Below are 20,367 nucleotides of genomic sequence, written 5' to 3' on the forward strand. Positions count from 1 at the left end.
CGCACCTGCCGCGCTCCCGAGCCGCCGCACGGACGCTCACCACGACACCGACTTCCGGGTCGTGATCGATGTCTTCGATCACGGTCTTCTCGATCCCGAACACTGCCCGCCATAGGCTGAGATCACGCACGCCGTTCTCCTGCGCTTGGTTCCTGTTCCTCGACAGCTCAGAAACTTAGACAGGAAGCGGCGTGCGGCCTCTCAAGACGACGAAACTCGCCCACACATCAGTCAGAAGAGCCCTGTGGACTGGGAAATCTCCCTCCACAGCCCGCCTTGAAGGCCCGGTGGTTTCGAGGCTCGGCGCCGGGGCGCCTCGCACCTCAACCACCGGGAGTGCGGGCGCCCGGCGCGACCAACCCGAGCCACCTACGCGACCGCAGGCCGACGTGCGGACCCGACCACCCACCCAGCCTCCCCGTCGCTGCCTTTCGGCACTGTGACGGCTACGCGACCGAAGCCCGGCTGACACCGACCAGTCCACCTACGCACCGCAAGCCACCCGGCCGGACCCGACCATCCGCCGTACTTCCTCGTCGCTGCCTTTCGGGTCTGTGCCGGCTACGAGACCGCAGCTCGCCGGGACCACGCCCCGATCGCCTACCCAACCGCAAGCCGACAGCCGGACCCGACCACCCACCCAGCCTTCTCGCCGCTGCGATTGAGAGCTGTGCCGGCTCACCAACCGCAGCCCATAAGCAGCCTCCCCGTCAGTCCTCCGCGCCCGGCTTCCGCTCGTGGCCGGGGCGGCCGTTGCTGCGGCGGTCCTCCTTCATCTCCGCCTCGTAGAGGTGGCGCTTGCCCTCGACCAGGGCCTCGCGGGCCTCGCGGTCGAGGCGTTTGAAGGTGGCGTAGTAGCCGTCGTCGTACTCCTCGACGACCTGGAAGGTCCACCGGCCCTGGAGGACGTTGCGGCCGACGAGCTCGCGGTCGATCTTGTCGGCGAGCTCGGCGTGGCCGGCCTCGCGCAGCTGCTCGACGCCCTTGCCGAGGGTGAGGTCGGCGGTGCCGCTGAGGCGGTGGAAGGTGTAGAGGTGGCCGCGGGCGATCTCGATCGCCTCCAGCGCCTCGGAGATGTTGCCGAGGGCCTCGACGGTCAGGTCGTCGACACCGTCGGGTCGGGTGTGGTCCTCATCGATCGCCATGGTCCGACGATGCCCGCGACGGGGGAGGAGCACACGGGTCCGCCCCCGTGCCGGTCAGAGGACGGCGCGGATCGCGTCGGCGAGACTGGTCGCCGGGCGACCGAGGAGGCCCTCGAGGTCGGCGGTGTCGACGTGCAGCTCTCCGCGGGCCAGGCCGAGGTCGCCGTCGGCGATGACGGCGGCGTACTGCTCGGGCAGGCCCGCGCCGACGAGCACCTTCGTCAGCTCCTCGGCCGGGACGTCGGTGTAGATGACCGGGGTGCCGGTGACCTCGGTGACGGTGGCGGCGAGGTCGGTGAGGGTGAAGGCGGCGCCCCCGAGCTCGTAGACCTCCTTCGGCTCGTCGAGGAGCAGCGCGGCAGCGGCAGCCTCGGCGAAGTCGGCGCGGGTGGCGGCGCTGACCTTGCCGTCGCCGGCGCTGCCGAGGACGGTGCCGTGCTCGAGGTAGGTGGCGAGCTGGCCGGTGTAGTTCTCGAGGTACCAGCTGTTGCGCAGGAAGGTGTGCGGCAGGCCGGAGGCGGCGATCGCCTCCTCGGTCGCCCGGTGCTCGGCAGCAAGGACCAGCCTGCTGGTGTCGGCGTGCGGGATGCTCGTGTAGGCGAGCAGCTGCACGCCGGCGGCGACGGCCGCGTCGATGACGTTCAGGTGCTGTGCGGCGCGCTGGCCTACCTCGCTGCCGGAGACGAGCAGGACCTTCTCGGCGCCCTCGACGGCCGCGGCGACGGCCGCGGGGTCGTCGTAGTCGGCACGCCGCGCGGTGACGCCGAGGTCGGCCAGTGCGGCGAGGCGCTCCTCGTCACGACCGACGGCGACGACCTGGTCGGCGGGGACGCCCCGCGCGAGCAGGGACTCGACGACGAGACGGCCGAGGTGGCCGGTGGCACCGGTGACGACGAGGGACATGGGGAGACCTTTCAGCAGGACGTGGTTGACAGCCGGTTGAACCGGCGAGGGTGGTGGTTGCTTCCCGTCAGGGGCGGGCGGTCGCCGTACGACGGGCGGCCTCGGAGTCCGGCGAGTGCCGGTGCGCGAGCGCCATGAGGAGGTCGGAGAGGCGTGGGGCCGCGACGTTGAACGCCGCGTAGAACGTGCCGAACGCGCCGTCGACGGTGATCGGACGGTCCTCCAGCGCCCGCACCACGCGCTCCGCGCAGTGCTCGGCCGACTCGCCCCGGCCCTCGTAGGCCGCGGTCGGGCCGATCATCGGCGTGCGCACGATCGCGACGCGCATGTTGGTGCAGGTGACGTTGTCGAAGAACGCCTCCCGGCCCAGGATCCGGCCGAACACCTCGAGCGCGGTCTTGGAGGCGATGTAGGGGGCGAACTTCGGCGCGCGGATCTGGTTGCCCCACGTGACGATGTTGACCACGTGGCCGAACCGCTGCGCACGCATCGCCGGCAGCAGCCCCATCGTCAGCCGCACCGGGCCGAAGTAGTTGACCGCCATCATCCGGTCGAAGTCGTGCAGCCGCCCGTGCGTCAGCTCCAGCGAGCGCCGGATCGAGTGCCCGGCGTTGTTGACGACGTAGTCGACCGTGCCGTGCTCGGCGAGGAGTCGCTCCACCAGCGCGTCGACGGAGTCGGGGTCCGTCATGTCCACGACGTACGACGACGCCTCGCCGCCCTCGTCGCGGATCTCCTGCTGCACCCGGGCCAGCTCCGCCTCCCGCCGCGCGGCCAGGAGCACGTGCGCGCCCCTCCGCGCGGCGGCGCGGGCAGTGGCCTCGCCGATGCCCGAACTGGCGCCGGTGACCAGCACGGTGCGCCCGGCGAGCGGGCCGGGGCTGCCGCTGACGGCGCGGGCGACGCGCGCGAGCCGGGCCCGTGGGGACTGGAGCAGCGGGGTGCTGAGCAGGCTGGTCATCGACGCGATGATCGCACGCCCACGAGCCCGGGGGAGCAGCCGTAGGGTCCTGCCATGAGCCTTGCGACGGACCTCGTGCTCCTCACCACCGACCCGGCCACGGGCCGCAGCATGTTCGGCTCGAACGAGACCGGCCCGGTCCTGGGCGGGGCGCTGCTGGTGGACCTCGTGCTGGCGGAGCGGGTCGAGGTCGACGGCCCGCCCAGGCGGGCGCGGGTGCGCCTCGTGACCGGCCGCCCGGTCGGCTCCGCGCCGCACGACCGTGCCCTCGCCCTGGTGCGCCCCGGCAAGGAGCCGCGGGCGTCGTCGCTGGTGCCGAGGCTCGGCAAGGGGGCCAGGGCTGGGCTGCTCGACCAGCTCCGCGCCGAGGAGGCGCTCGCCCCGCGGACGGAGCGGGCCCTGGGGATCTTCCCCGTGACACGGCACGACGTCGTTGACGTCGCCCGGCGGGAGCGGGTCCTGGCCGCGGTGCGAGCCGTGCTGCTCGGTCACGTCGGGCCCGACGAGGTGACCGGTCCGCTGGTCGGCCTCCTCCACGCCGGCGGGGTGGTCAAGCGGCTGGTGGCGCAGCCCGAGCGCCGCGGCGCGGTGCGCCGCGCGAAGGAGGTCGCGAAGGGCGACTGGGCAGGCTCGGCGGCCAGGGCGGCCGTGGTCGCGGCGAGCCAGGCGGCCACGGCCGCCGTCAGCGCCGCGGTGGCGGTGTCGGTCACGAGCGACGGCGGCGCGCCCGGCGCCTGACCCGCCAGGGCGCCGGTCAGTACCACGGACCGCGCACGGGCTCCTCCACCTTCAGGTCGCACAGGCCGGACGTGCCGGTGACGGTGCCGACGGTCAGGTCGTAGGTCGCCCACGGGCCGTCCGCACCGTGCTGGACGCACACGCTGATGGTGTGGACGGCGTCCTCCTGCCACGAGTGCCGCTGGCAGCCCGCGACCTGGTTGCCCGGGCTCAGGACGCCGCGCTCGCGCAGCTGCCGCGTCGGCGGGACCCGCTTGCAGGAGCTCGCATCGTCGAGGACCTCGGAGGAGAGCGCGAGCAGGTCCCGTCGTACCTCCCGCAGGCTGCCGGCCGGTGGCGGGTCGAAGGAGCAGTGACCGGAGTCGCCGAGGGAGGCGATGCCGCCGGGGCGGGTGGAGTCCCAGGTCATCCACGGTCCGGTCGGGACCGACTGGACGCACAACCGGAACGACGAGCGGTCCGCGCCGGGCTGGTAGTCGATGCGCTCCGAGCTCGTCCAGACCTCCAGCTCCTCGAGCCGCTCGGCGTCCAGGGTCGCCGGGTAGGCGCCGGTCGCGGCGCGCTCCTGCCCGGCCGCATCGGCGAGGCTGTCCAGGTCCTCGATGACCAGGGTGCTGCGGTCGTCGAGCACCTGCGCGTAGGCCTCGGGGATCGTGCGCAGCACCTTCTCGCCGCGCACGACGTCGGGCAGCCCGAACTCGGGCCACTTCAGGACCGCCCCGGCCTGCTCGACGCCGCACTCGGTGCCGAACCCGTAGACGTAGGCGCCCTGGCGGCGCTCGACCGTCAGCCGGGCGCCGTGCTCGCCCGTCAGGCACTCCTCGTCGCCGGGCCTCGATCCGGCGCTCATCCTCGCGCAGCTCGTCGTTCACCTCGGCGAACATCCGCGACCACGAGTCCTCGCGGGAGGACACCTGCGCCGCCCGCGGCGAGTCGCCGTCACCGTCGTCGCCGTCGTCGTCGGTGCCGCTGCACGCGGCCAGGGCGGGGAGGAGCAGGGGGAGCAGGGCCGCAGGGGCCAGCAGTCGACGCACGGCGCACTTCCTACCCCAGTAGCCTGACGGCCATGCCCGCACTCAAGGACGTCGTCGACCTCGTCCACGGTTGGTACCCACCCGCGACCGCCGACTCCTGGGATGCCGTCGGCCTGGTCCTGGGGGACCCGGAGCAGCAGGTGAAGAAGGTGCTCCTCGCCGTCGACCCCTCCCCGGCGGTCGCCGAGCAGGCGGCGGACTGGAAGGCCGACCTGCTCGTGGTCCACCACCCGCTCTTCCTCAAGCCGGTCCACGGTTTCGCCGCCACCACGCCCAAGGGACGCACCTTTCACACGCTGGCGAAGGCCGGGTGCGCGCTGCTCACCGCGCACACCAACGCCGACCAGGCGGTCGGTGGCGTGTCCGAGGCGCTCGCCCACGCGGTCGGGCTCGCCGACCTCGAGCCGATCGTCCCCGCTCCGTCGGGCCCGCGCGACAAGCTGACGATCTTCGTCCCCGCCGACGCCGCCGCCCCGGTGCGCGCCGCGATCGCCGAGGCCGGCGCCGGGCGGATCGGCGCCTACGACTTCGCCTCCTTCACCAGCGCCCCGGGCGAGGGTCGCTTCCGCCCGCTCGACGGCGCGGAGCCCATGGTCGGCACCGTCGGTCAGCTCGAGACCGTGGAGGAGGTCCGCATCGAGGTCGTGCTCGACCGCTCGCTGCGCAGCGCCGTCGTCCGCGCGATGCTCGCCGCGCACCCCTACGAGGAGCCGGCCTACGACGTCACCGAGGTCGCCGACGCCGGGCTCGCGCCCACCGGCACCGGACGGATCGGCACCCTGCCGCAGGTCACCCTGCGCGAGTTCGCCGAGCACGTCGCCGCCGTCCTGCCGCTGACCTCCCACGGCGTCCGCGTCGCGGGAGACCCGGAGCGCCCGGTACGACGCGTCGCGGTCTGCGGCGGCGCCGGGGACTTCCTGCTCGACCGGGTCGCGGGCCTCGGCGTGGACGCCTACCTGACCAGCGACCTGCGGCACCACCCCGCCGCGGAGTTCGTCGAGAAGGGCGGTCCTGCGCTCGTCGACGTCGCCCACTGGGCCGCCGAGTCGACCTGGCTCCCGGTGCTGCGGGACCGGCTCGGCGAGGCGCTCGGCGACGCGCTCGAGACCCGGGTGAGCGACATCGTCACCGATCCTTGGACAATGCACCTGTGAACGCCGACCCCGCCGCCCAGCTCCGCCTGCTCGACCTCCAGGCCCTCGACGCCCAGGTCGACCAGCTCAGGCACGTGCGGGCCAACCCGCCGCAGGCCGCCGAGATCAAGGACCTGCTCGGCAAGCGCGCCGACGTGGACGGCCGGCTGCGCGACCAGCGCATCGTCGTCGACGACCTCGCGCTGGCCCAGGCCAAGGCCGACGCCGACGTCGAGCAGGTCAAGGCACGTCGTACCCGCGACCGCGAGCGGATGGACTCCGGTGCGATCGCCGACCCCAAGGCGCTGGAGCGGATGCAGCAGGAGCTGCAGTCGCTGGAGCGGCGCATCGCGACCCTCGAGGACGAGGAGCTCGAGGTGATGGAGCAGCTCGAGGAGGCGCAGTCCGCGCTGGCCGAGCTGACCTCCGCCATCGACGAGCTCGACGCCCGGCTCGGCGAGCTCGCCACCGCCCGCGACGAGAAGGCGGCCGAGCTCGACGCCCAGATCGCCGAGGTGTCCGCCGGCCGCGCCGCGATCGTCGCCGACATCCCCGACGACCTGCTCGCGCTCTACGAGAAGCTGCGCGCCAGCAAGGGTGGCGTCGCCGTCGGTGCGCTGCGCGCCCGCCAGTGCGGCGGCTGCCAGCTCGCCCTCGACGCCGGTGAGCTCGCGGAGATCCGCGCCACCCCGGCCGACCGCGTGGTGCGCCACGAGGAGTGCCAGCGGATCCTCGTCCGGACGCCGGAGAGCGGCCTCTGATGGTGTCCCCGCAGCGGGTCGTCGTCGAGGCCGACGGCGGCTCCCGCGGCAACCCGGGGCCGGCCGCCTACGGCGCCGTGCTGCGCGACGCCGACACCGGGGCCGTCCTCGCCGAGGACGCCCGCACCATCGGCGTGGCGACCAACAACGTCGCGGAGTACTCCGGCCTCGTCGCCGGGCTCTCCCTCGCCCGCGACCACGCGCCCGGCGCCACGGTCGAGGTGCGGATGGACTCCAAGCTCGTCGTCGAGCAGATGTCGGGCCGCTGGAAGATCAAGCACGCCGACATGAAGGTGCTCGCGGCCGAGGCCGCCGCCATCGCACCGGCCGGTACGACGTACACCTGGGTCCCGCGCGCCGACAACAGCCACGCCGACCGGCTGGCCAACGAGGCGCTCGACGGCCTGCGCGAGGGCGTGAGCGTCCCCGGTGACGGCCTGCCTGACGCCCCGGACTCCGCCGCCGAGGAGGCGTCCTCGCCGTCCAGCGGACCCGGCGAGCCGACGACCATCGTGCTGGTCCGCCACGGCGTCACCGCCCACACCACCGGCCGCCGCTTCTCCGGCGGCCTCGGCGGCGACAACCCGCCGCTGTCGGAGGAGGGCCGTGCCCAGGCCGCCGAGGTGGCCGCGTGGCTGAAGGAGCTCAAGGAGAGCATCGACGTCGTCGTGGCCTCGCCCGTGCGTCGTACCCGCGAGACGGCCGAGATCGTCGCCGGCGCGCTCGGCCTGCCCGTCGAGGAGGAGCCGGCGTTCGCCGAGATGGAGTTCGGCGAGTGGGACGGCCTCACCTTCACCGAGGTCGCCGAGCGCGACAAGGAGCGGATGGAGGCGTGGTTCGCCGACATGTCCTACCCGCCGCCGGGTGGTGAGTCCTTCGTCCAGGTCCGCGAGCGGGTCCTCGCCGGCCTCGCGCGGTTGCTGGAGACCCACGCCGGGCGCACCGTCGTCGTGGTCAGCCACGTCACGCCGATCAAGACCCTCGTCGCCCATGCGATGGAGGCCCCGCTCGACTCGGTCTTCCGCCTCGAGCTCGCCCCGGCCGCGGTGTCGGTGATCTCGTTCTGGCCGGACCCGAGGACGGGGGAGAAGAAGGGCTCGCTGCGGTTCTTCAACGCCCTGGCACCCGGGCGGCGGACGCTGCGCGACACCGGGCGCTGGTAGAGCCCTCGCCCCCACCAGCTCAGAGCTCGCTGACCACCACGTCCAGCTGCGTGCCGTTCTTCCCGGCAGCGCCGACCTCGACGGTCCAGCCGAGCCGCTCCAGCACCCCGGCGAGCGCGGCGGGGGTGCGCGGGTCGGCGCCGTCCTCGAGCAGGGCACGGACGATGCGGCCCTTGGTGGCCTTGTTGAAGTGGCTGACCACCTTGCGGGTGCCGTTGTGCTCGTGCAGCACCCGCACGGTCGCGGTGCGGGCCGCGAGCTCCGGGCCGGGGCGCCAGAAGCTCGCGTACATCCCCGAGCGCAGGTCGACGAAGAGGCCCTTGCCGATCGCCGCGGCCATCACTTCGGGCAGCGCCTCGCGCCACACGCCGGCGACAGGGCCGAGGGCGGGAAGGCTGACGTCGCCGGAGAGCCGGTACGACGGGATGCGGTCACCGAGGCGCACCATGCCGAACAGGCTGGACGCCACGGCGACCCGCGACGTCGCCCGCCGCTTCGCCGCGGCGGACAGGGTCTCGACGTCCAGCGCGTCGTAGAGCACGCCGGTGTAGATCCGGTCGGCGCGAGCGGTCGGGGCGTCCGTCAGGTCGGCGTTGCGGGCGACCAGGTCCCGCTGGCCGGCGGACAGGCCGAGCACCGCGGCCGCCTTGTCGGCGTCGTCGCGGCACAGCGTGACCAGGGCGTCGAGCACCTCGGCCCGGGCGGCGGTCAGCCCGGGCGACGAGAGCGCCTCGAGGTCGAGGGGCTTGCCCCGCTTCGGCTCGGACTTCCCCTCGCTCGGGGGCAGCAGGATCAGCACCGGGCAAGGATAGGGTCGAGCCCATGCCGAACAACCTCGTGGTCCGGGTCCACGCGAGCTCGCCGGCGCTCCAGGAGGGCCTGCAGGCGATCGTCGAGGATCTCGAGCTCCCGGGCGAGTTCCCCGCCGAGGTGACCGCCGCCGCGGAGCGGGCCGTCGCCGACGCCGTGCTGCCCGACCTCGACCGGACCGACCTGCCGCTGGTCACCATCGATCCCGAGGGGTCGATGGACCTCGACCAGGCCGTGCACATCGAGCGGGACGGCGACGGCTTCGTCGTCCACTACGCGATCGCCGACGTCGCCTCCTTCGTCACGCCGGGCGACCCGGTCGACCTCGAGGCGCACCGCCGCGGCGAGACCCTGTACGGCGCGGGCAGTCGGATCCCGCTGCACCCACCGGTGCTGTCCGAGGACGGCGCCTCGCTGCTGACCGAGCAGGTGCGCCCGGCGCTGCTCTGGACGGTCCGCCTCGACGCCGCCGGCGCGATCACCGGCGTCCACGTCGAGCGGGCGCGCGTGCGCTCCACCGGACGCTGGTCCTACGTCGAGGCCCAGAAGGCGCTCGACGACGGCTCCGCGCCGGAGGTCCTCCAGCTGCTGCGCGAGGTCGGCCGGCTGCGCGAGCAGCAGGAGGTCGACCGGGGCGGCGTCTCGCTGCCGCTGCCGGAGCAGGAGGTCGACGAGACCGACGCCGGCTTCCAGCTCGTGCTGCGCGAGCAGCTGCCCGTCGAGCAGTGGAACGCGCACATCTCGCTGCTCACCGGCATCGCCGCCGCAGCCCTCATGGTCGAGCACCGTGTCGGCCTGCTGCGCACCCTGCCGCCGCCGGACCCGCGCGACGTCGAGCGGTTGCGCCGCGTCGCCAAGGGCCTGCGGATCGACTGGCCGGCCGACGCCGACTACCCGGCGTTCATCCGCTCCCTCGACCCGGCGGTGTCGCAGCACCAGGCGATGGTCGTGGCCTGCACCCGCCTGCTGCGCGGCAGCGGGTACGCCGCCTTCGACGGCGACCTGCCCGAGCAGACCCTGCACTCGGCGATCGCCGCCGAGTACGCCCACGTGACGGCGCCGCTGCGGCGCCTCGGCGACCGCTACGCTGGCGAGGTGTGCCTCGCCCTGTGCGCCGGTGAGCCGGTCCCGGACTGGGTCCGCGAGGCGCTGCCCGCGCTCCCGAAGGAGCTGCAGGACTCTGCCCGTCGGGCCGGGGCCTACGAGCGCGCCGTGCTCGACCTGCTCGAGGCAGCCGTGCTCGCCGACCGGGTGGGTGAGGACTTCGACGGAGTCGTCACCAGCGTCCGCGAGGACGAGCCGGAGGTCGGTGTCGTCGTGCTGGCCGAGATCGGCGTCGAGGCGCCGGTGACCTCGCCACGCCCGCTCCCGCTCGGCGAGGACGTGCGCGTGCGCCTCGCCTCCGTCGACCTGGCCGCCCGCAAGGTCGCCTTCGAGCTGCCGTGAGGGTCCTCGTCACCGGTGGCGTGCGATCCGGCAAGTCGCGCCACGCCGAGGCCCTGCTCGCCGACGCCGGTGACGTCACCTACGTCGCCGCCGGCCCCGTGTACGACGACGCCGACTGGGCCGCGCGCATCGCCGTGCACCGCGAGCGCCGGCCGGCGGGCTGGCGCACCGAGGAGACCCGCGACGTCGCCGGTGTCCTCACCGGCGCTGGGGGAGCGGTGCTCGTCGACTGCCTCGGCACCTGGCTCACCGCCGTGATCGACGAGGCCGGGCTGTGGGAGGCGCCGGTCGGCGAGGTGGAGGCGCACGTCCTCGCCGAGCTCGACCGCGTGGTGGAGGCCGTCGCCGCAGCGAGCGTGCCGGTCGTGCTGGTCACCAACGAGGTCGGCCTCGGCGTCGTACCGGTCGAGCGGTCGGGGCGGCTGTTCCGCGACCTGCTCGGCACGGCCAACCAGCGCGTCGCCGAGGTCTGCGACGAGGTGCACCTCGTGGTGGCCGGACGGGTGCTCCGTCTCTGAGCCAGGGCCGGTTCAGGGCTGGTGTCAGAGGTGGTCGTAGCCGGCGAGCCCGACGAGCAGCACCGCCAGCGCGACCTCGATGGAGGCGCCGAAGACGTCGCCCGTGACCCCACCGAAGCGGCGCACCGCGTGCCGCACCAGCAGCGCGACCGCGACGGCTGCGACGAGGACGGTCACCGGGCCGCGCACCGGGTCCAGCAGGGCCGCGAGGCCGGCCAGCGCCGCCCACCCGAGGACCGCGACGGGCAGCGGGACCCGCCGGGTGAAAGTGACGCCGAGACCGTCCTGACGGGCCGGGGGAGCCAGGCGGCAGCAGGTGATCCACAGCGCGGCCCGCGACGCGCAGACCAGCAGGCCGGCGACGACGGCGTACCGCCACTCGCCGGGCAACGGGACGAACCACGACAGCGCCGCGGCCTGGGCGCCGAGCACGAGCACCAGCGCCGCGACGCCCGCCGGCCCGGCCGTGCCCGACTTCATCACCGCCAGCGACCGCTCACGGTCGTAGGAGGACGTCAGGCCGTCGACCACGTCGGAGAGCCCGTCGAGGTGCAGCGCCCGGCTGCCGACCGCGAGCGCCGCGAGCGCGACGAGCGCCACGGCGACGTCGGGCAGCCCGAGGCGTCCGCCGGCCCAGAGCACCACCGCGACGGTGGCACCGAGCGGCAGGACCGCGACCGGGGCGAGCAGCAGCGCCCCTGTGGCGGTGCCGGGGGTCACCCGCAGCACGGGCGGGACCCGCAGGGCGGTCAGCATCCCGATCGCGAGCCGCAGGCTGCGACCCACCACGGCGGGGCTCACCTCACTCCGAGGGCGGCAGGAGGTCGGCGAGCAGGGCGACGTCGCGCAGCACGGCGACGGCCGAGCGGAGCACCGGGACCGCGGCCACGGCGCCGGAGCCCTCGCCCAGTCGCATCCCGAGGTCGAGCACCGGCTCGAGGCCCATCTTCTCCAGCGCGAGCGACTGGGCGGGCTCGGTGGAGCGGTGGCCGGCGGCGAACCACGCGGCGGCACCCGGGGCCATCCGGTCCGCGGTCAGCGCGCACGCGACCGACATCAGGCCGTCGAGCAGGACGGGCACGCCGCTCTCCGCAGCCTCGACCAGGTAGCCCACCGTCGCGGCGAGGTCGGCGCTGCCGACCGCCTGCAGGGTCTGCACCGGGTCCGCCAGCCGGTCACCAGCACGGTCGAGCGCCTGCTGCACGACCTGCTGCTTGAACAGCAGCGCCGCGTCGTCGACGCCCGTGCCGCGGCCGGTGACCTCCTGGGCCGGCAGGCCGAGGGCCGCGGCGACCATGGCGGAGGCCGGCGTGGTGTTGCCGATCCCCATGTCGCCGGACATCAGCAGCTGCGCGCCGGCCGCGATCTCGTCGCGGGCCACCTGGCGGCCGACCTCGATGGCGGCGGCGGTCTCCTCCGCGGAGAGTGCGTCCTCGACGTGGATGGCGCCGCTGCCGCGGCGCACCTTGTGCGCCTGCACCTCGGCCGGCACGCCCTCGAGGTCGTCGTCCACGGCGATGTCGAGCACGCGCACGTGCACGCCGTGCGCGGCGGCGAGCGCGGAGACGCCGGCCTTGCCGAGGACGAAGGTGTGCACCATCGCCGGCGTGATCGCCGGCGGGTAGGCGGAGACGCCGTGCTGGGCGACCCCGTGGTCGCCGGCGAAGATCACCAGGCGCACGTTGTCGAGCGGCGCGGGCGGGCACTGGCCCTGCGTCGCGGCGACCCACACGCCGAGCTCGCCGAGGCGCCCCAGCGCCCCCGCAGGCGTGGCCAGCCCGGCGAGCCGCTCGGCGGCGGCGGTACGGACGGCGGGATCGGGTACGGCGACGGCGTTCATGGACCCAGACGCTATCGCGAGGGCCGACGTGTCCCGGGCCACGTCCCAGCCGAACTGAAGTGGGGCAGTCGAGTTGGTCGACTATCCTCGCGCCATCTCGGGTGGTTCGCTGTCGGCGTCGGGGCCGCACCGCGCCCGGGCGTGAGGAGACGACATGCGACGACGACAGCCGCGACGACAGCTGCGACGACAGCTGCGGCCCGCCCGACGCGCGGCAGGACTCGGTGGGATCGCGCGGATCGTGGCAGTCCTCGCCGGGGTGCTGGGGTCGCTCCTGCTGGCAGCCAGCGGCCCTGCGCACGCCGACGGCGACGGCGATGGTGGTGCCGCCGGCGAACGCCGGGTGGTCCGCGTCGGCACCGAGGGCACCTACCCGCCGTTCTCCTTCCACGAGGCAGGCTCTGCCGAGGTCACCGGCTACGACATCGACGTCGTGAAGGCGGTCGCGGAGCGCGCCGGGTGGGAGCTGGAGTTCGTCGAGACGCAGTGGGACGCGATCTTCCCGGCCCTCGACGCCGGACGGATCGACGTCATCGCCAACCAGGTCTCGTGGAACGAGGAGCGCGCCGCCGACTACGGGCTCTCGGACCCCTACACCTACTCCGAGGGCGTGATCGTCACCCGTGCGGACGAGGACGCCATCACCACGCTCGAGGACCTCGCCGGCCGCACGACCGCGCAGTCGGCCACGAGCAACTGGGCCCAGGTCGCGCGTGACGCCGGCGCGAGGGTCGAGACCGTCGAGGGCTTCGCGCAGGCGGTCGCGCTGCTCGCGCAGGGCCGCGTCGACGCCATCGTCAACGACAACATCGCCGTGCTCGACTACCTCGCCCAGACCGGGTCGGAGGAGGTGAAGATCGCCGGCGTCGCCGAGGGCGAGTCCACCGAGCAGGTGCTCACCTTCCGCCAGGACGACACCGAGCTGCTCACCGCTGCCAACCAGGCCCTCGCCGAGCTGTCCGCCGACGGCACGCTGGCCGAGATCTCCGAGAAGTACTTCAAGGCCGACGTCTCCGTCGAGGGCGGCGGCGGTGACGTCGACGTCAGCGGCGCACGGGCCCGCTCGTCGAACTGGGACATCGTCCGGGACGAGTCCTGGCCGATGATCAAGGGCCTGCTGCGGATCACCGTCCCGCTGACTGTCGTGGCCTTCGCGGGCGGTCTCACCCTCGCGGTCCTCGTCGCGCTGGCGCGCATCTCCAGCAGCCGGATCCTCGCCGGGGCAGCGCGGGCGTTCATCTCCGCGATCCGCGGCACCCCGCTGCTGCTGCAGCTGTTCATCGTCTTCTACGGACTGCCGCAGGTCGGGATCCGGCTCGACGGCTTCGTCGCGGCAGCGCTGGCCTTCGGCCTCAACGTCGCCGGATACGCCGCCGAGATCGTCCGTTCCGCGATCCTCGCCGTGCCGAAGGGCCAGTTCGAGGCGGCGCAGACCATCGGGCTGGACTACCGGCAGACCCTGCGGCGCATCGTGTTCCCGCAGGCCCTGCGCACCGCCGTACCGCCACTGTCGAACACGCTGCTCTCGCTGCTCAAGGACACCTCGCTGGTGGCGCCCCTGCTGCTGTCCGACATCACCCGCGTGGCCCAGGAGGCGGCCGGGCGCACCAACGAGTTCCTGCTGCTCTACGCGTACGCAGGCCTCTACTACTGGATCATCTGCACCCTGCTCTCGGCCGGCCAGACCCGGCTCGAGGCCCGACTCGACAGGTACGTGGCGAAGTGAGCGAGACCGACGTGGGTACGACGAACGGCACGACCACGCCCGAGATCCGGGTCCGTGGCCTCGCGAAGTCCTTCGGCGACAACGCCGTGCTGAGGGGCGTCGACTTCACGGCCGCCCGCGGCACCTCCACGGTGCTGCTCGGGCCGTCCGGCTCCGGGAAGACCACCGTGCTGCGCTCGCTCGCCGTGCTCGAGCGCCCCGACGAGGGCGTGGTCGGCATCGGCGACGTCGAGGTCGACTTCTCCCGCCTGCCCGACGGCAAGGCCGGGCAGCGCGAGGTGGCCCGGCTGCGGGCGCAGAGCGGCTTCGTGTTCCAGACCCACAACCTCTTCCCGCACCGCACCGTGCTGGAGAACCTCATCGAGGGCCCGGTCGTCGCCCAGCGCCGGCCGAAGGAGGAGGTCGTCGCCGAGGCGCGGGTGCTGCTCGAGCAGGTCGGGCTCGCCCAGCGCGAGGACGCCTACCCGTTCCAGCTCTCCGGCGGGCAGCAGCAGCGCGTGGGCATCGCCCGCGCGCTGGCGCTGAAGCCGGAGGTCGTGCTCTTCGACGAGCCGACCTCCGCGCTGGACCCCGAGCTCGTCGGCGAGGTGCTCGCGGTGGTCCGCGACCTCGCCGAGCAGGGCTGGACCACCGTCATCGTCACCCACGAGATCCACTTCGCCCGCAAGGTCGCCGACCAGGCGCTCTTCCTCGACGGCGGCCGGATCGTCGAGGCGGGGCCGCCCGGCGAGGTGCTCGAGGCGCCCCGCACCGAGCGGGCCCGGCAGTTCCTGCGCCGGATCCTCGACCCCGGCTGACAGGTAGGCAGGCAGGTAGGGTCCGGCCGTGGCCCACACCGTCCTGCTCGTCCCCGTCCCGGCCCTCGAGCCGTACGTGCGGGCACGGTGGGAGCACTACGAGCCGGGGTGGGTCTCCCGCGACCCGGCGTTCACCCACGCCCACGTCACGGCGCTGGCGCCGTTCCTGCCGGACCCCGCTGCGGCCGACCTCGCGGTGCTCGCCGAGGTCGCGGCGTCGGTCCCGGCGTTCGACTTCGAGCTCACCGAGGTGGCGGTGTTCCCGGACGGGGTCATCCACCTGCTGCCGGAGCCGGCCGGCCCGTTCTCGTCGCTGACCGGCCGGCTGTGGGAGCTGTTCCCGCAGTGCCCGCCGTATGCGGGCGAGTTCGCGGACGTCGTACCGCACCTGACGCTGGACCACACCGCCGCCGGCGTCACCGTCGAGTCGGTGCGGGCCGACCTGGCCGGCCTGCTGCCCGTGCGCTGCCGGGCCGACCGGCTCGAGCTGCACCACTACGCCGAGGGCGACTGCCGCGTCCTCGCGTCGTGGCCGCTGGGGCCGTCACGGTCAGTGGACGACCTTGAGGCCGACGACGCAACCGACCAGGCCGAGGATCAGCAGGATCCGCACGACGCTGACCGGCTCCTCGCCTGAGGCCATCGCGACCGCGACCGTCAGCGCGGCGCCGATGCCGACCCACACCGCGTAGGCGGTGCCGACGGGCAGGGTGCGCATCGCGTAGCCGAGGCCGAGCATGCTCGCGACCACGGTCACGGCGAACACCACCGACGGACCGAGGCGGGTGAACCCCTCGGAGCGGGAGAGCGCGGTCGCCCACGCTGCCTCGAGACCGCCCGACAGGACCAGGACGAACCAGGCCATCACAGCCACATCCTTCGTGGCCGTCTTGTCGCGCTCCGGGTACGGCTCCCTCGTCCGGCGGCCGCCTTCCGGCCGTGGCCCCAGTCTAGGAACCGCCGCAGGTGCGGGCAAAGCTCAGACGTGGCCGCTGAGCTGGGCGAGCCGCTTCGCGAGCGCGTCGACCAGTGCGTCGGCCTGCTTCGGCGGCAGCGCCGAACCCTTCTCGCCGCCCTGGCTCGACACCGGGAGCACGTCGACCGACAGCCGAGCGCCGCCCGCGAGGGCGCGCAGCTCGTCCACCTTGTCGCCGAACGGGCTGCCGCTGCCGGGGGCGTAGTAGCGGACGACCTCGTCGAGCTGGTCGGGGAAGAGGTCGGCCTTGGTCACCGCGATCACCAGCCACACGGGCTTGTCCCGGCGCACCGCCATCGATGCGATCCGGTGCGCGGTGATCGTCCAGTCCTCGAGCTCGGCGGCCAGCTGCTCGTCCCGGGACGCGTCCGCCGTCCCCGTCGTGCCGGCGGGGCGCCGCGGCGTGGCGTAGCCGTTGGCGACGACGTGGATGACGCCGTCGACCGGCTCGTCGTGGAAGACCTCGTCGAGCGCGCCCAGGCGGGTGGCGGCGTTGTCGCCGGGCACGACGAGGAACCGGAACCCGGAGAGCCGGCGCGAGCGGCGGGTCCGACGCTCCATCACTGCCGAGCCGACGTCGGCCGCGCTGCTGTCGGTGCTGCGCCGCGCGAGCCGGTCCGCGAGCTGGCTCTTGCCGACACCGGTCATCCCCGTGACCGCCACGGTCGGGAACCGGCGACGCAGCAGCCGGCGCGCGCGGTCGGGCGCGGCGGCGATGCCGCCCAGCAACCCGGTCGCGACCGTCGCGCCGACGGCGGCACGGCTGGAGCGGGGCAGGATCGTCCGGTAGCGAGCGGTTCGGGACACGACGCCTCCTCGGGCTGCCATCGGTGACCGGTTCGCCCCGAGCCTACGGTCCGGCCCCGAGCGCACCGGCCTACGCTGGCGGGATGGCCAGGAGGAAGGCACGGCCGGCGACAGTCGACGACGTGCACCGGCTCGCGCTCGCGATGCCGCACGTCGCGGTCGTCGAGGGCACCAGGGGACGCCCGGTCTACCAGGTGGGCGGCAGGTCCTTCGTCTTCTTCCGCAACCCACGCCCGGACGCGTTCGACCCGGGCACGGGCGAGCGGTACGACGACGTGATCGTCCTGTGGGTCGCGGACCTGGGTGAGAAGGAAGCCCTCGTGCAGGACCCGTCGACGCCGTTCTTCACCACGCCGCACTTCGACGGCCACCCGTCCGTCCTCGTCCGGGGCAGCCGGGTCGGAGAGCTGGACCACGACGAGCTGGCCGAGGTCGTGCAGGAGGCCTGGCTCGCGCGGGCGTCGCGGACCCGTGCCGCGCGGTGGCTGGCCGAGCACGGAGGCAGCGCCTCGGGTCCCGCCACGCCCTGAGTGCCGGCCGGGGGGAGAGCGGCTACTGGCGCGGGCGCAGGCAGACGAAGCCGAGCGCCACCCCGATGCCCGCGACCAGCGGGCCGAGGATGCTGAGGCCCTTGGACTGCTCGTCGCCGATGACACCCCACGACACCAGCGTCAGGTAGGCGCCCGCCAGCGTCATGAACACCGCGATCGGCAGGCCGACGGCGAGCGCCGGCCACCGGGAGGGCCGGCCGTAGCGGGGGTCGTCGTGCGGAGGCATGCCGCCATTCTCCGGCACCACCCGGCCCGGCGGGCGACAGGGTGCGGGCGGCTCTCCTAGCCTGCACCCATGGCGACTTTCACCCTCACCTGCATCGGCGACGACCGCGCGGGCCTGGTCTCCGACCTCTCCGGCCCGATCCGCGCCCACGGCGCCAGCTGGAACCGCAGCCAGATGGCGCGGCTGGGCGGCAAGTTCGCCGGGATCCTCCTGATCGACGTGCCGGACGCGGCCGCCGACGCCCTCCTCGCCGACCTCGCCGCCCTCGACTCGGTGGGCCTGCACGTCACCCTCGAGCGCACCGACGCCGTCGAGGACGCAGGCGCCACCGTCCGCTGGACCCTCGAGCTGCTCGGCGCCGACCGGCCGGGCATCGTCGCCGAGATCTCGTCGGCCCTCGCGGCCCAACAGGTCAGCATCGAGGAGCTCGAGACCGACGTCCGCGAGGCACCGATGGCCGGTGGCCACCTCTTCGAGGCGAAGGCCGTCCTCGCTGCCCCGCCCGGCGCGGCCGCAGACACCGTCCGCACCCTGCTCGAGGCGATCGCCGACGAGCTCATGGTCGACATCAGCCTCGACGCCGGAGCCTCGGCGGCCAGCTGACCGGAGGGCCGTCGTACGACGCTCAGCGGGTGGGGCCGGCGCGCCCCTCGAGCTGGACGAGCAGTGCCGACAGCAGGTCGGCGAGCCGCGCGGCGTCCTCAGGGGCCAGGTCGGTGAGCAGCTCCCTGTCTGCGTCGAGCTGGACCGGGAGGTAGTCGGCGTGGAGCCGGGCACCGGCGTCGGTGAGGCTGATCCGCACGATGCGGCGGTCGCGGTCGTCGACGCGGCGCTCGACGAGGCCGCGCTCCTGCAGGGCCTTGACCCGCTTCGTGATCGCGGCGCCGGAGGCGAAGGTCTCGCGCGCGATCTCGGTCGGGGACATCTCGCGGCCGGAGCGGCGGAGCAGTCCGAGCAGGTCGAACTCGGCGCGGGTGAGGCCGGCGCCGTCGAGGTGCTGGTCGGTCGCGGCCAGCAGGGTCGCGATCCGGTTGACCCGGCCGATGACCTCGATCGGTGCCAGGTCCAGCTCGGGGGCGACCGCCTGCCACTGGGCGAGGGCGCGGGCGACCGCGTCGTTGCGGGACGTGGCGCCCGGACGGGCCGGCGGGGGAGCGCTGTCGGTCATCGCGACGCATCCTGCCGCAGCGCGACCAGCGCCTCGTGGGCGCGCTCGGTCGCGGCCGTGGCGGCGGCCTCGTCGTGGCGGCGGGACCACCACTCGCCGCTCGCGTGCAGCGCGGCCTGCCGGAGGGCGGCGTGCTCGTCGTAGATGCGCCGGCGCAGGCGCGCGGCCTGCCCGGGTGACGACCCGGGACCGGCGGCCAGCGCCAGGGCGGCGGCGTCCTCGAGGGCGCCGACGTGGTGGACGACCCGGCGGTGGAGGTGCGGGTTCGGCACGATGACGGCCGCGACCAGCCCGAGCGCCACGCCGAGCAGGGTGTCGAGCAGCCGGTCGGACACCAGCTCGCCGGCCGGGTGCACGTGGCCGAACTCCGTGATCAGCAGCGCCATCGGCGTCACCAGCACCTGGCCCAGGAGGTAGCTGCGGGGGATCACGAGCTCGACGACGGCGTTGAGGGTGAGCACCAGCGCGACCATGACCAGCGGGTCGCGGTGGGCGAGCGGGGCCAGCGCGACGAACAGCAGCACCCCGAGCGCGGTGCCGCCCGCCCGTGCGGGAGCCCGCTGCCAGGTGAGGGTCCGGTCGGGCAGCATGATCGCCGCCGCGGTGACCACGGCCCAGTAGGGCCGGCCCACGCCGAGCAGGTGGGACAGGCTCGCGGCGGCGAGGCAACCGACGAGCACGCGCAGGAGGTACGGCGTGTAGCGCGAGCCCGGCCGGAGTGCGGCCAGGACCGGGTGGCGGGTCGCGAAGGTCGGCGCCACCGCCCGCGTGACCGCCGGGACGTGGGGCGGTGCGGTCGGCACTGCCGGCGGCGGGAGCTCGCCGTTGCGGCCCTTGATGAGCACCGCGTCGGCACGCAGGCGCTCCGCCGCCACCGCGGCCGGGTCGACGAGGACCCGCTCGGCGGCCGCGAGGTGGGCGGCCAGCGCGCGGCGGATCGGGTGGTGCGCCCCGGGAGCGGCGAGGCAGTGCGCGGCGTCGCGCACCGCGGTGACGAGGGCTCCGCGGGTGGCTGCATCCGGCGCGTCGACGTACGCCGCCGCCGCGTCCAGCGCGACGGCGACCGCGCGTCGTTCCGGGCCGTAGGGGCGCACCACGCCCGGAGCCATGACCACCAGCCAGCCCACCAGGGCCGAGCCCGCCGCGAGCCCCAGGTGGCCGGGCACCTGGCCCCACTGCTCGGGGGAGAAGGTGAGGCCGGAGAAGACGAAGATCGGGAGCACGGGACCGGGTGGACCGACGGTCGACGCCTCGCCCACGACCTTGGTGACGGCAGCGAGCACCGCGACCACGAGGATGTGCGCCACCACCGACGTGGTCGACGCGGCAGCCGCCAGGCTCACCGCCACGCCCGCGGTCCAGGCCGCGACCAGGCGCAGGTGCAGCAGCGCCCGCCGCCGGTAGGGCACCGCGTGGCAGTAGACCGCCACCAGCGACCCGGACAGCGCGCAGGCGGTCAGGTCGAGCCGGTCGAACGCGGCCAGCACCAGGGCCGGGACCAGGCCGGCGACGAGCACGCTCAGCGCCGGCTTGTGCCACGGGTGGTGGGGCAGCCGCGCCACCCGGAGGACGGGCGCGACGCTCAGCGTCGCAGGGACGCGGGCCGCCGACGGGCTGGCAGGAGGACGGGCGGACATCCAAGAAGGTTAACAGGTGCTTTACTC

At 74.3% G+C, this 20,367-nt stretch carries 23 protein-coding genes and 1 riboswitch; of the genes, 11 read left to right on the forward strand and 12 right to left on the reverse strand.

Features of this window, described 5'->3' with window-relative positions; all coding sequences use genetic code 11:
- Positions 1-710: 710 nt before the first annotated feature.
- The 3 genes from NOCJ54_RS0115940 to NOCJ54_RS26285 all read right to left on the reverse strand — a co-directional run bounded on the left by NOCJ54_RS0115940 (position 711) and on the right by NOCJ54_RS26285 (position 3,009).
- Positions 711-1,145, reverse strand: a complete 435-nt coding sequence (locus NOCJ54_RS0115940; protein WP_036518315.1) for a hypothetical protein — start codon at positions 1,143-1,145, stop codon at positions 711-713.
- A gap of 54 nt (positions 1,146-1,199) precedes the next feature.
- Positions 1,200-2,048, reverse strand: a complete 849-nt coding sequence (locus tag NOCJ54_RS0115945; protein WP_028656282.1) for an NmrA family NAD(P)-binding protein — start codon at positions 2,046-2,048, stop codon at positions 1,200-1,202.
- A 67-nt stretch (positions 2,049-2,115) separates the two neighbouring features.
- Complete coding sequence (locus NOCJ54_RS26285) at positions 2,116-3,009, reverse strand: SDR family NAD(P)-dependent oxidoreductase (RefSeq protein ID WP_051485944.1); 894 nt, start codon at positions 3,007-3,009, stop codon at positions 2,116-2,118.
- A gap of 54 nt (positions 3,010-3,063) precedes the next feature.
- Here NOCJ54_RS26285 and NOCJ54_RS26290 point away from each other — a divergent pair, with 54 nt between their 5' ends.
- The gene (locus NOCJ54_RS26290; RefSeq protein WP_051485945.1) at positions 3,064-3,747 is read left to right on the forward strand and encodes a GOLPH3/VPS74 family protein; all 684 of its coding nucleotides are present in this window, start codon (positions 3,064-3,066) and stop codon (positions 3,745-3,747) included.
- Positions 3,748-3,763: 16 nt separating this feature from the next.
- Here NOCJ54_RS26290 and NOCJ54_RS26295 read toward each other — a convergent pair whose 3' ends face one another.
- The gene (locus tag NOCJ54_RS26295; RefSeq protein ID WP_036518316.1) at positions 3,764-4,597 is read right to left on the reverse strand and encodes a hypothetical protein; all 834 of its coding nucleotides are present in this window, start codon (positions 4,595-4,597) and stop codon (positions 3,764-3,766) included.
- A 216-nt stretch (positions 4,598-4,813) separates the two neighbouring features.
- On the opposite strand from NOCJ54_RS26295, the gene NOCJ54_RS0115965 reads away from it, so the two are divergent.
- Genes NOCJ54_RS0115965 through NOCJ54_RS26305 form a run of 3 tightly spaced genes read left to right on the forward strand, consistent with a single transcriptional unit; the run spans position 4,814 to position 7,838 of the window.
- Positions 4,814-5,935 (forward strand): Nif3-like dinuclear metal center hexameric protein, encoded by a 1,122-nt coding sequence (locus NOCJ54_RS0115965; RefSeq protein ID WP_036518317.1) that lies wholly within the window; start codon positions 4,814-4,816, stop codon positions 5,933-5,935.
- Entirely contained in the window at positions 5,932-6,675 is a 744-nt protein-coding gene (locus NOCJ54_RS28435; protein WP_028656285.1) for a zinc ribbon domain-containing protein, read from the forward strand. Before NOCJ54_RS0115965 ends, NOCJ54_RS28435 begins: the two co-directional genes overlap by 4 nt.
- Positions 6,675-7,838 carry a bifunctional RNase H/acid phosphatase gene (locus tag NOCJ54_RS26305; protein WP_036518319.1) on the forward strand — a complete coding sequence of 388 codons (1,164 nt, stop codon included), beginning with the start codon at positions 6,675-6,677 and terminating at the stop codon, positions 7,836-7,838. The genes NOCJ54_RS28435 and NOCJ54_RS26305 overlap by 1 nt, the downstream gene beginning before the upstream one ends.
- Before the next feature lie 19 nt (positions 7,839-7,857).
- Here the strand turns inward: NOCJ54_RS26305 and yaaA are convergent, their stop codons facing one another.
- Positions 7,858-8,637 (reverse strand): peroxide stress protein YaaA, encoded by a 780-nt coding sequence (gene yaaA / locus NOCJ54_RS0115980; RefSeq protein ID WP_028656286.1) that lies wholly within the window; start codon positions 8,635-8,637, stop codon positions 7,858-7,860.
- Between the two features lie 23 nt (positions 8,638-8,660).
- Between yaaA and NOCJ54_RS0115985 the strand changes: the two genes are divergently transcribed.
- The gene (locus tag NOCJ54_RS0115985; RefSeq protein ID WP_028656287.1) at positions 8,661-10,094 is read left to right on the forward strand and encodes an RNB domain-containing ribonuclease; all 1,434 of its coding nucleotides are present in this window, start codon (positions 8,661-8,663) and stop codon (positions 10,092-10,094) included.
- Entirely contained in the window at positions 10,091-10,612 is a 522-nt protein-coding gene (cobU, locus tag NOCJ54_RS0115990; RefSeq protein WP_028656288.1) for a bifunctional adenosylcobinamide kinase/adenosylcobinamide-phosphate guanylyltransferase, read from the forward strand. The genes NOCJ54_RS0115985 and cobU overlap by 4 nt, the downstream gene beginning before the upstream one ends.
- Before the next feature lie 24 nt (positions 10,613-10,636).
- On the opposite strand, the gene NOCJ54_RS0115995 is transcribed toward cobU, so the two are convergent.
- Positions 10,637-11,401, reverse strand: a complete 765-nt coding sequence (locus NOCJ54_RS0115995) for an adenosylcobinamide-GDP ribazoletransferase (protein WP_028656289.1) — start codon at positions 11,399-11,401, stop codon at positions 10,637-10,639.
- A gap of 13 nt (positions 11,402-11,414) precedes the next feature.
- Positions 11,415-12,452: a nicotinate-nucleotide--dimethylbenzimidazole phosphoribosyltransferase gene (gene cobT, locus NOCJ54_RS0116000; RefSeq protein ID WP_028656290.1), complete on the reverse strand. Its 1,038-nt coding sequence runs from the start codon at positions 12,450-12,452 to the stop codon at positions 11,415-11,417.
- A gap of 241 nt (positions 12,453-12,693) precedes the next feature.
- On the opposite strand from cobT, the gene NOCJ54_RS29090 reads away from it, so the two are divergent.
- From NOCJ54_RS29090 to NOCJ54_RS26315, 3 genes are read left to right on the forward strand one after another with little or no spacing between them, the layout of a single operon-like run.
- Positions 12,694-14,178, forward strand: coding sequence for an ABC transporter substrate-binding protein/permease (locus NOCJ54_RS29090; protein ID WP_232221807.1), 1,485 nt, complete (start codon positions 12,694-12,696; stop codon positions 14,176-14,178).
- Positions 14,175-14,975 carry an amino acid ABC transporter ATP-binding protein gene (locus NOCJ54_RS0116015; protein WP_084255325.1) on the forward strand — a complete coding sequence of 267 codons (801 nt, stop codon included), beginning with the start codon at positions 14,175-14,177 and terminating at the stop codon, positions 14,973-14,975. Before NOCJ54_RS29090 ends, NOCJ54_RS0116015 begins: the two co-directional genes overlap by 4 nt.
- Positions 14,976-15,003: 28 nt before the next feature.
- On the forward strand, positions 15,004-15,612 hold the full coding sequence (locus tag NOCJ54_RS26315) for a 2'-5' RNA ligase family protein (RefSeq protein WP_084255327.1): 609 nt from the start codon (positions 15,004-15,006) through the stop codon (positions 15,610-15,612).
- Here the strand turns inward: NOCJ54_RS26315 and NOCJ54_RS0116025 are convergent.
- Positions 15,526-15,840: a DMT family transporter gene (locus NOCJ54_RS0116025; RefSeq protein ID WP_028656292.1), complete on the reverse strand. Its 315-nt coding sequence runs from the start codon at positions 15,838-15,840 to the stop codon at positions 15,526-15,528. The genes NOCJ54_RS26315 and NOCJ54_RS0116025 overlap by 87 nt on opposite strands.
- Before the next feature lie 13 nt (positions 15,841-15,853).
- Positions 15,854-15,919: riboswitch (guanidine-III (ykkC-III) riboswitch) on the reverse strand.
- Positions 15,920-15,954: 35 nt separating this feature from the next.
- Positions 15,955-16,758, reverse strand: a complete 804-nt coding sequence (locus NOCJ54_RS0116030) for a GTPase domain-containing protein (RefSeq protein ID WP_051485946.1) — start codon at positions 16,756-16,758, stop codon at positions 15,955-15,957.
- A gap of 83 nt (positions 16,759-16,841) precedes the next feature.
- On the opposite strand from NOCJ54_RS0116030, the gene NOCJ54_RS0116035 reads away from it, so the two are divergent.
- A complete protein-coding gene (locus tag NOCJ54_RS0116035; protein ID WP_028656294.1) occupies positions 16,842-17,288 on the forward strand; it encodes an MmcQ/YjbR family DNA-binding protein in 447 nt (148 codons plus the stop codon).
- Between the two features lie 22 nt (positions 17,289-17,310).
- Here NOCJ54_RS0116035 and NOCJ54_RS0116040 read toward each other — a convergent pair whose 3' ends face one another.
- On the reverse strand, positions 17,311-17,535 hold the full coding sequence (locus NOCJ54_RS0116040; protein WP_028656295.1) for a hypothetical protein: 225 nt from the start codon (positions 17,533-17,535) through the stop codon (positions 17,311-17,313).
- Positions 17,536-17,604: 69 nt separating this feature from the next.
- Between NOCJ54_RS0116040 and NOCJ54_RS0116045 the strand changes: the two genes are divergently transcribed.
- Positions 17,605-18,138, forward strand: coding sequence for a glycine cleavage system protein R (locus NOCJ54_RS0116045; protein ID WP_028656296.1), 534 nt, complete (start codon positions 17,605-17,607; stop codon positions 18,136-18,138).
- Positions 18,139-18,160: 22 nt separating this feature from the next.
- On the opposite strand, the gene NOCJ54_RS0116050 is transcribed toward NOCJ54_RS0116045, so the two are convergent.
- Together NOCJ54_RS0116050 and NOCJ54_RS26320 are read right to left on the reverse strand one after the other, a co-directional pair.
- Complete coding sequence (locus NOCJ54_RS0116050; protein ID WP_028656297.1) at positions 18,161-18,703, reverse strand: MarR family winged helix-turn-helix transcriptional regulator; 543 nt, start codon at positions 18,701-18,703, stop codon at positions 18,161-18,163.
- Entirely contained in the window at positions 18,700-20,340 is a 1,641-nt protein-coding gene (locus NOCJ54_RS26320) for an FUSC family protein (protein ID WP_157514930.1), read from the reverse strand. Before NOCJ54_RS26320 ends, NOCJ54_RS0116050 begins: the two co-directional genes overlap by 4 nt.
- Positions 20,341-20,367 lie beyond the last annotated feature (27 nt).

The organism is Nocardioides sp. J54 (assembly GCF_000519005.1).
Lineage (GTDB): Bacteria > Actinomycetota > Actinomycetes > Propionibacteriales > Nocardioidaceae > Nocardioides.

What these genes read in the sequence shown, in the direction of transcription:
- NOCJ54_RS0115940 (WP_036518315.1), bottom strand. Translation starts at nt 1,145, where the DNA reads ATGGCGATCGATGAGGACCACACCCGACCCGACGGTGTCGACGACCTG.
- NOCJ54_RS0115945 (WP_028656282.1), bottom strand. Translation starts at nt 2,048, where the DNA reads ATGTCCCTCGTCGTCACCGGTGCCACCGGCCACCTCGGCCGTCTCGTC.
- NOCJ54_RS26285 (WP_051485944.1), bottom strand. Translation starts at nt 3,009, where the DNA reads ATGACCAGCCTGCTCAGCACCCCGCTGCTCCAGTCCCCACGGGCCCGG.
- NOCJ54_RS26290 (WP_051485945.1), top strand. Translation starts at nt 3,064, where the DNA reads ATGAGCCTTGCGACGGACCTCGTGCTCCTCACCACCGACCCGGCCACG.
- NOCJ54_RS26295 (WP_036518316.1), bottom strand. Translation starts at nt 4,597, where the DNA reads ATGAGCGCCGGATCGAGGCCCGGCGACGAGGAGTGCCTGACGGGCGAG.
- NOCJ54_RS0115965 (WP_036518317.1), top strand. Translation starts at nt 4,814, where the DNA reads ATGCCCGCACTCAAGGACGTCGTCGACCTCGTCCACGGTTGGTACCCA.
- NOCJ54_RS26305 (WP_036518319.1), top strand. Translation starts at nt 6,675, where the DNA reads ATGGTGTCCCCGCAGCGGGTCGTCGTCGAGGCCGACGGCGGCTCCCGC.
- NOCJ54_RS0115985 (WP_028656287.1), top strand. Translation starts at nt 8,661, where the DNA reads ATGCCGAACAACCTCGTGGTCCGGGTCCACGCGAGCTCGCCGGCGCTC.
- cobT (WP_028656290.1), bottom strand. Translation starts at nt 12,452, where the DNA reads ATGAACGCCGTCGCCGTACCCGATCCCGCCGTCCGTACCGCCGCCGCC.
- NOCJ54_RS0116025 (WP_028656292.1), bottom strand. Translation starts at nt 15,840, where the DNA reads ATGGCCTGGTTCGTCCTGGTCCTGTCGGGCGGTCTCGAGGCAGCGTGG.
- NOCJ54_RS0116035 (WP_028656294.1), top strand. Translation starts at nt 16,842, where the DNA reads ATGGCCAGGAGGAAGGCACGGCCGGCGACAGTCGACGACGTGCACCGG.
- NOCJ54_RS0116040 (WP_028656295.1), bottom strand. Translation starts at nt 17,535, where the DNA reads ATGCCTCCGCACGACGACCCCCGCTACGGCCGGCCCTCCCGGTGGCCG.
- NOCJ54_RS0116045 (WP_028656296.1), top strand. Translation starts at nt 17,605, where the DNA reads ATGGCGACTTTCACCCTCACCTGCATCGGCGACGACCGCGCGGGCCTG.
- NOCJ54_RS0116050 (WP_028656297.1), bottom strand. Translation starts at nt 18,703, where the DNA reads ATGACCGACAGCGCTCCCCCGCCGGCCCGTCCGGGCGCCACGTCCCGC.
- NOCJ54_RS26320 (WP_157514930.1), bottom strand. Translation starts at nt 20,340, where the DNA reads ATGTCCGCCCGTCCTCCTGCCAGCCCGTCGGCGGCCCGCGTCCCTGCG.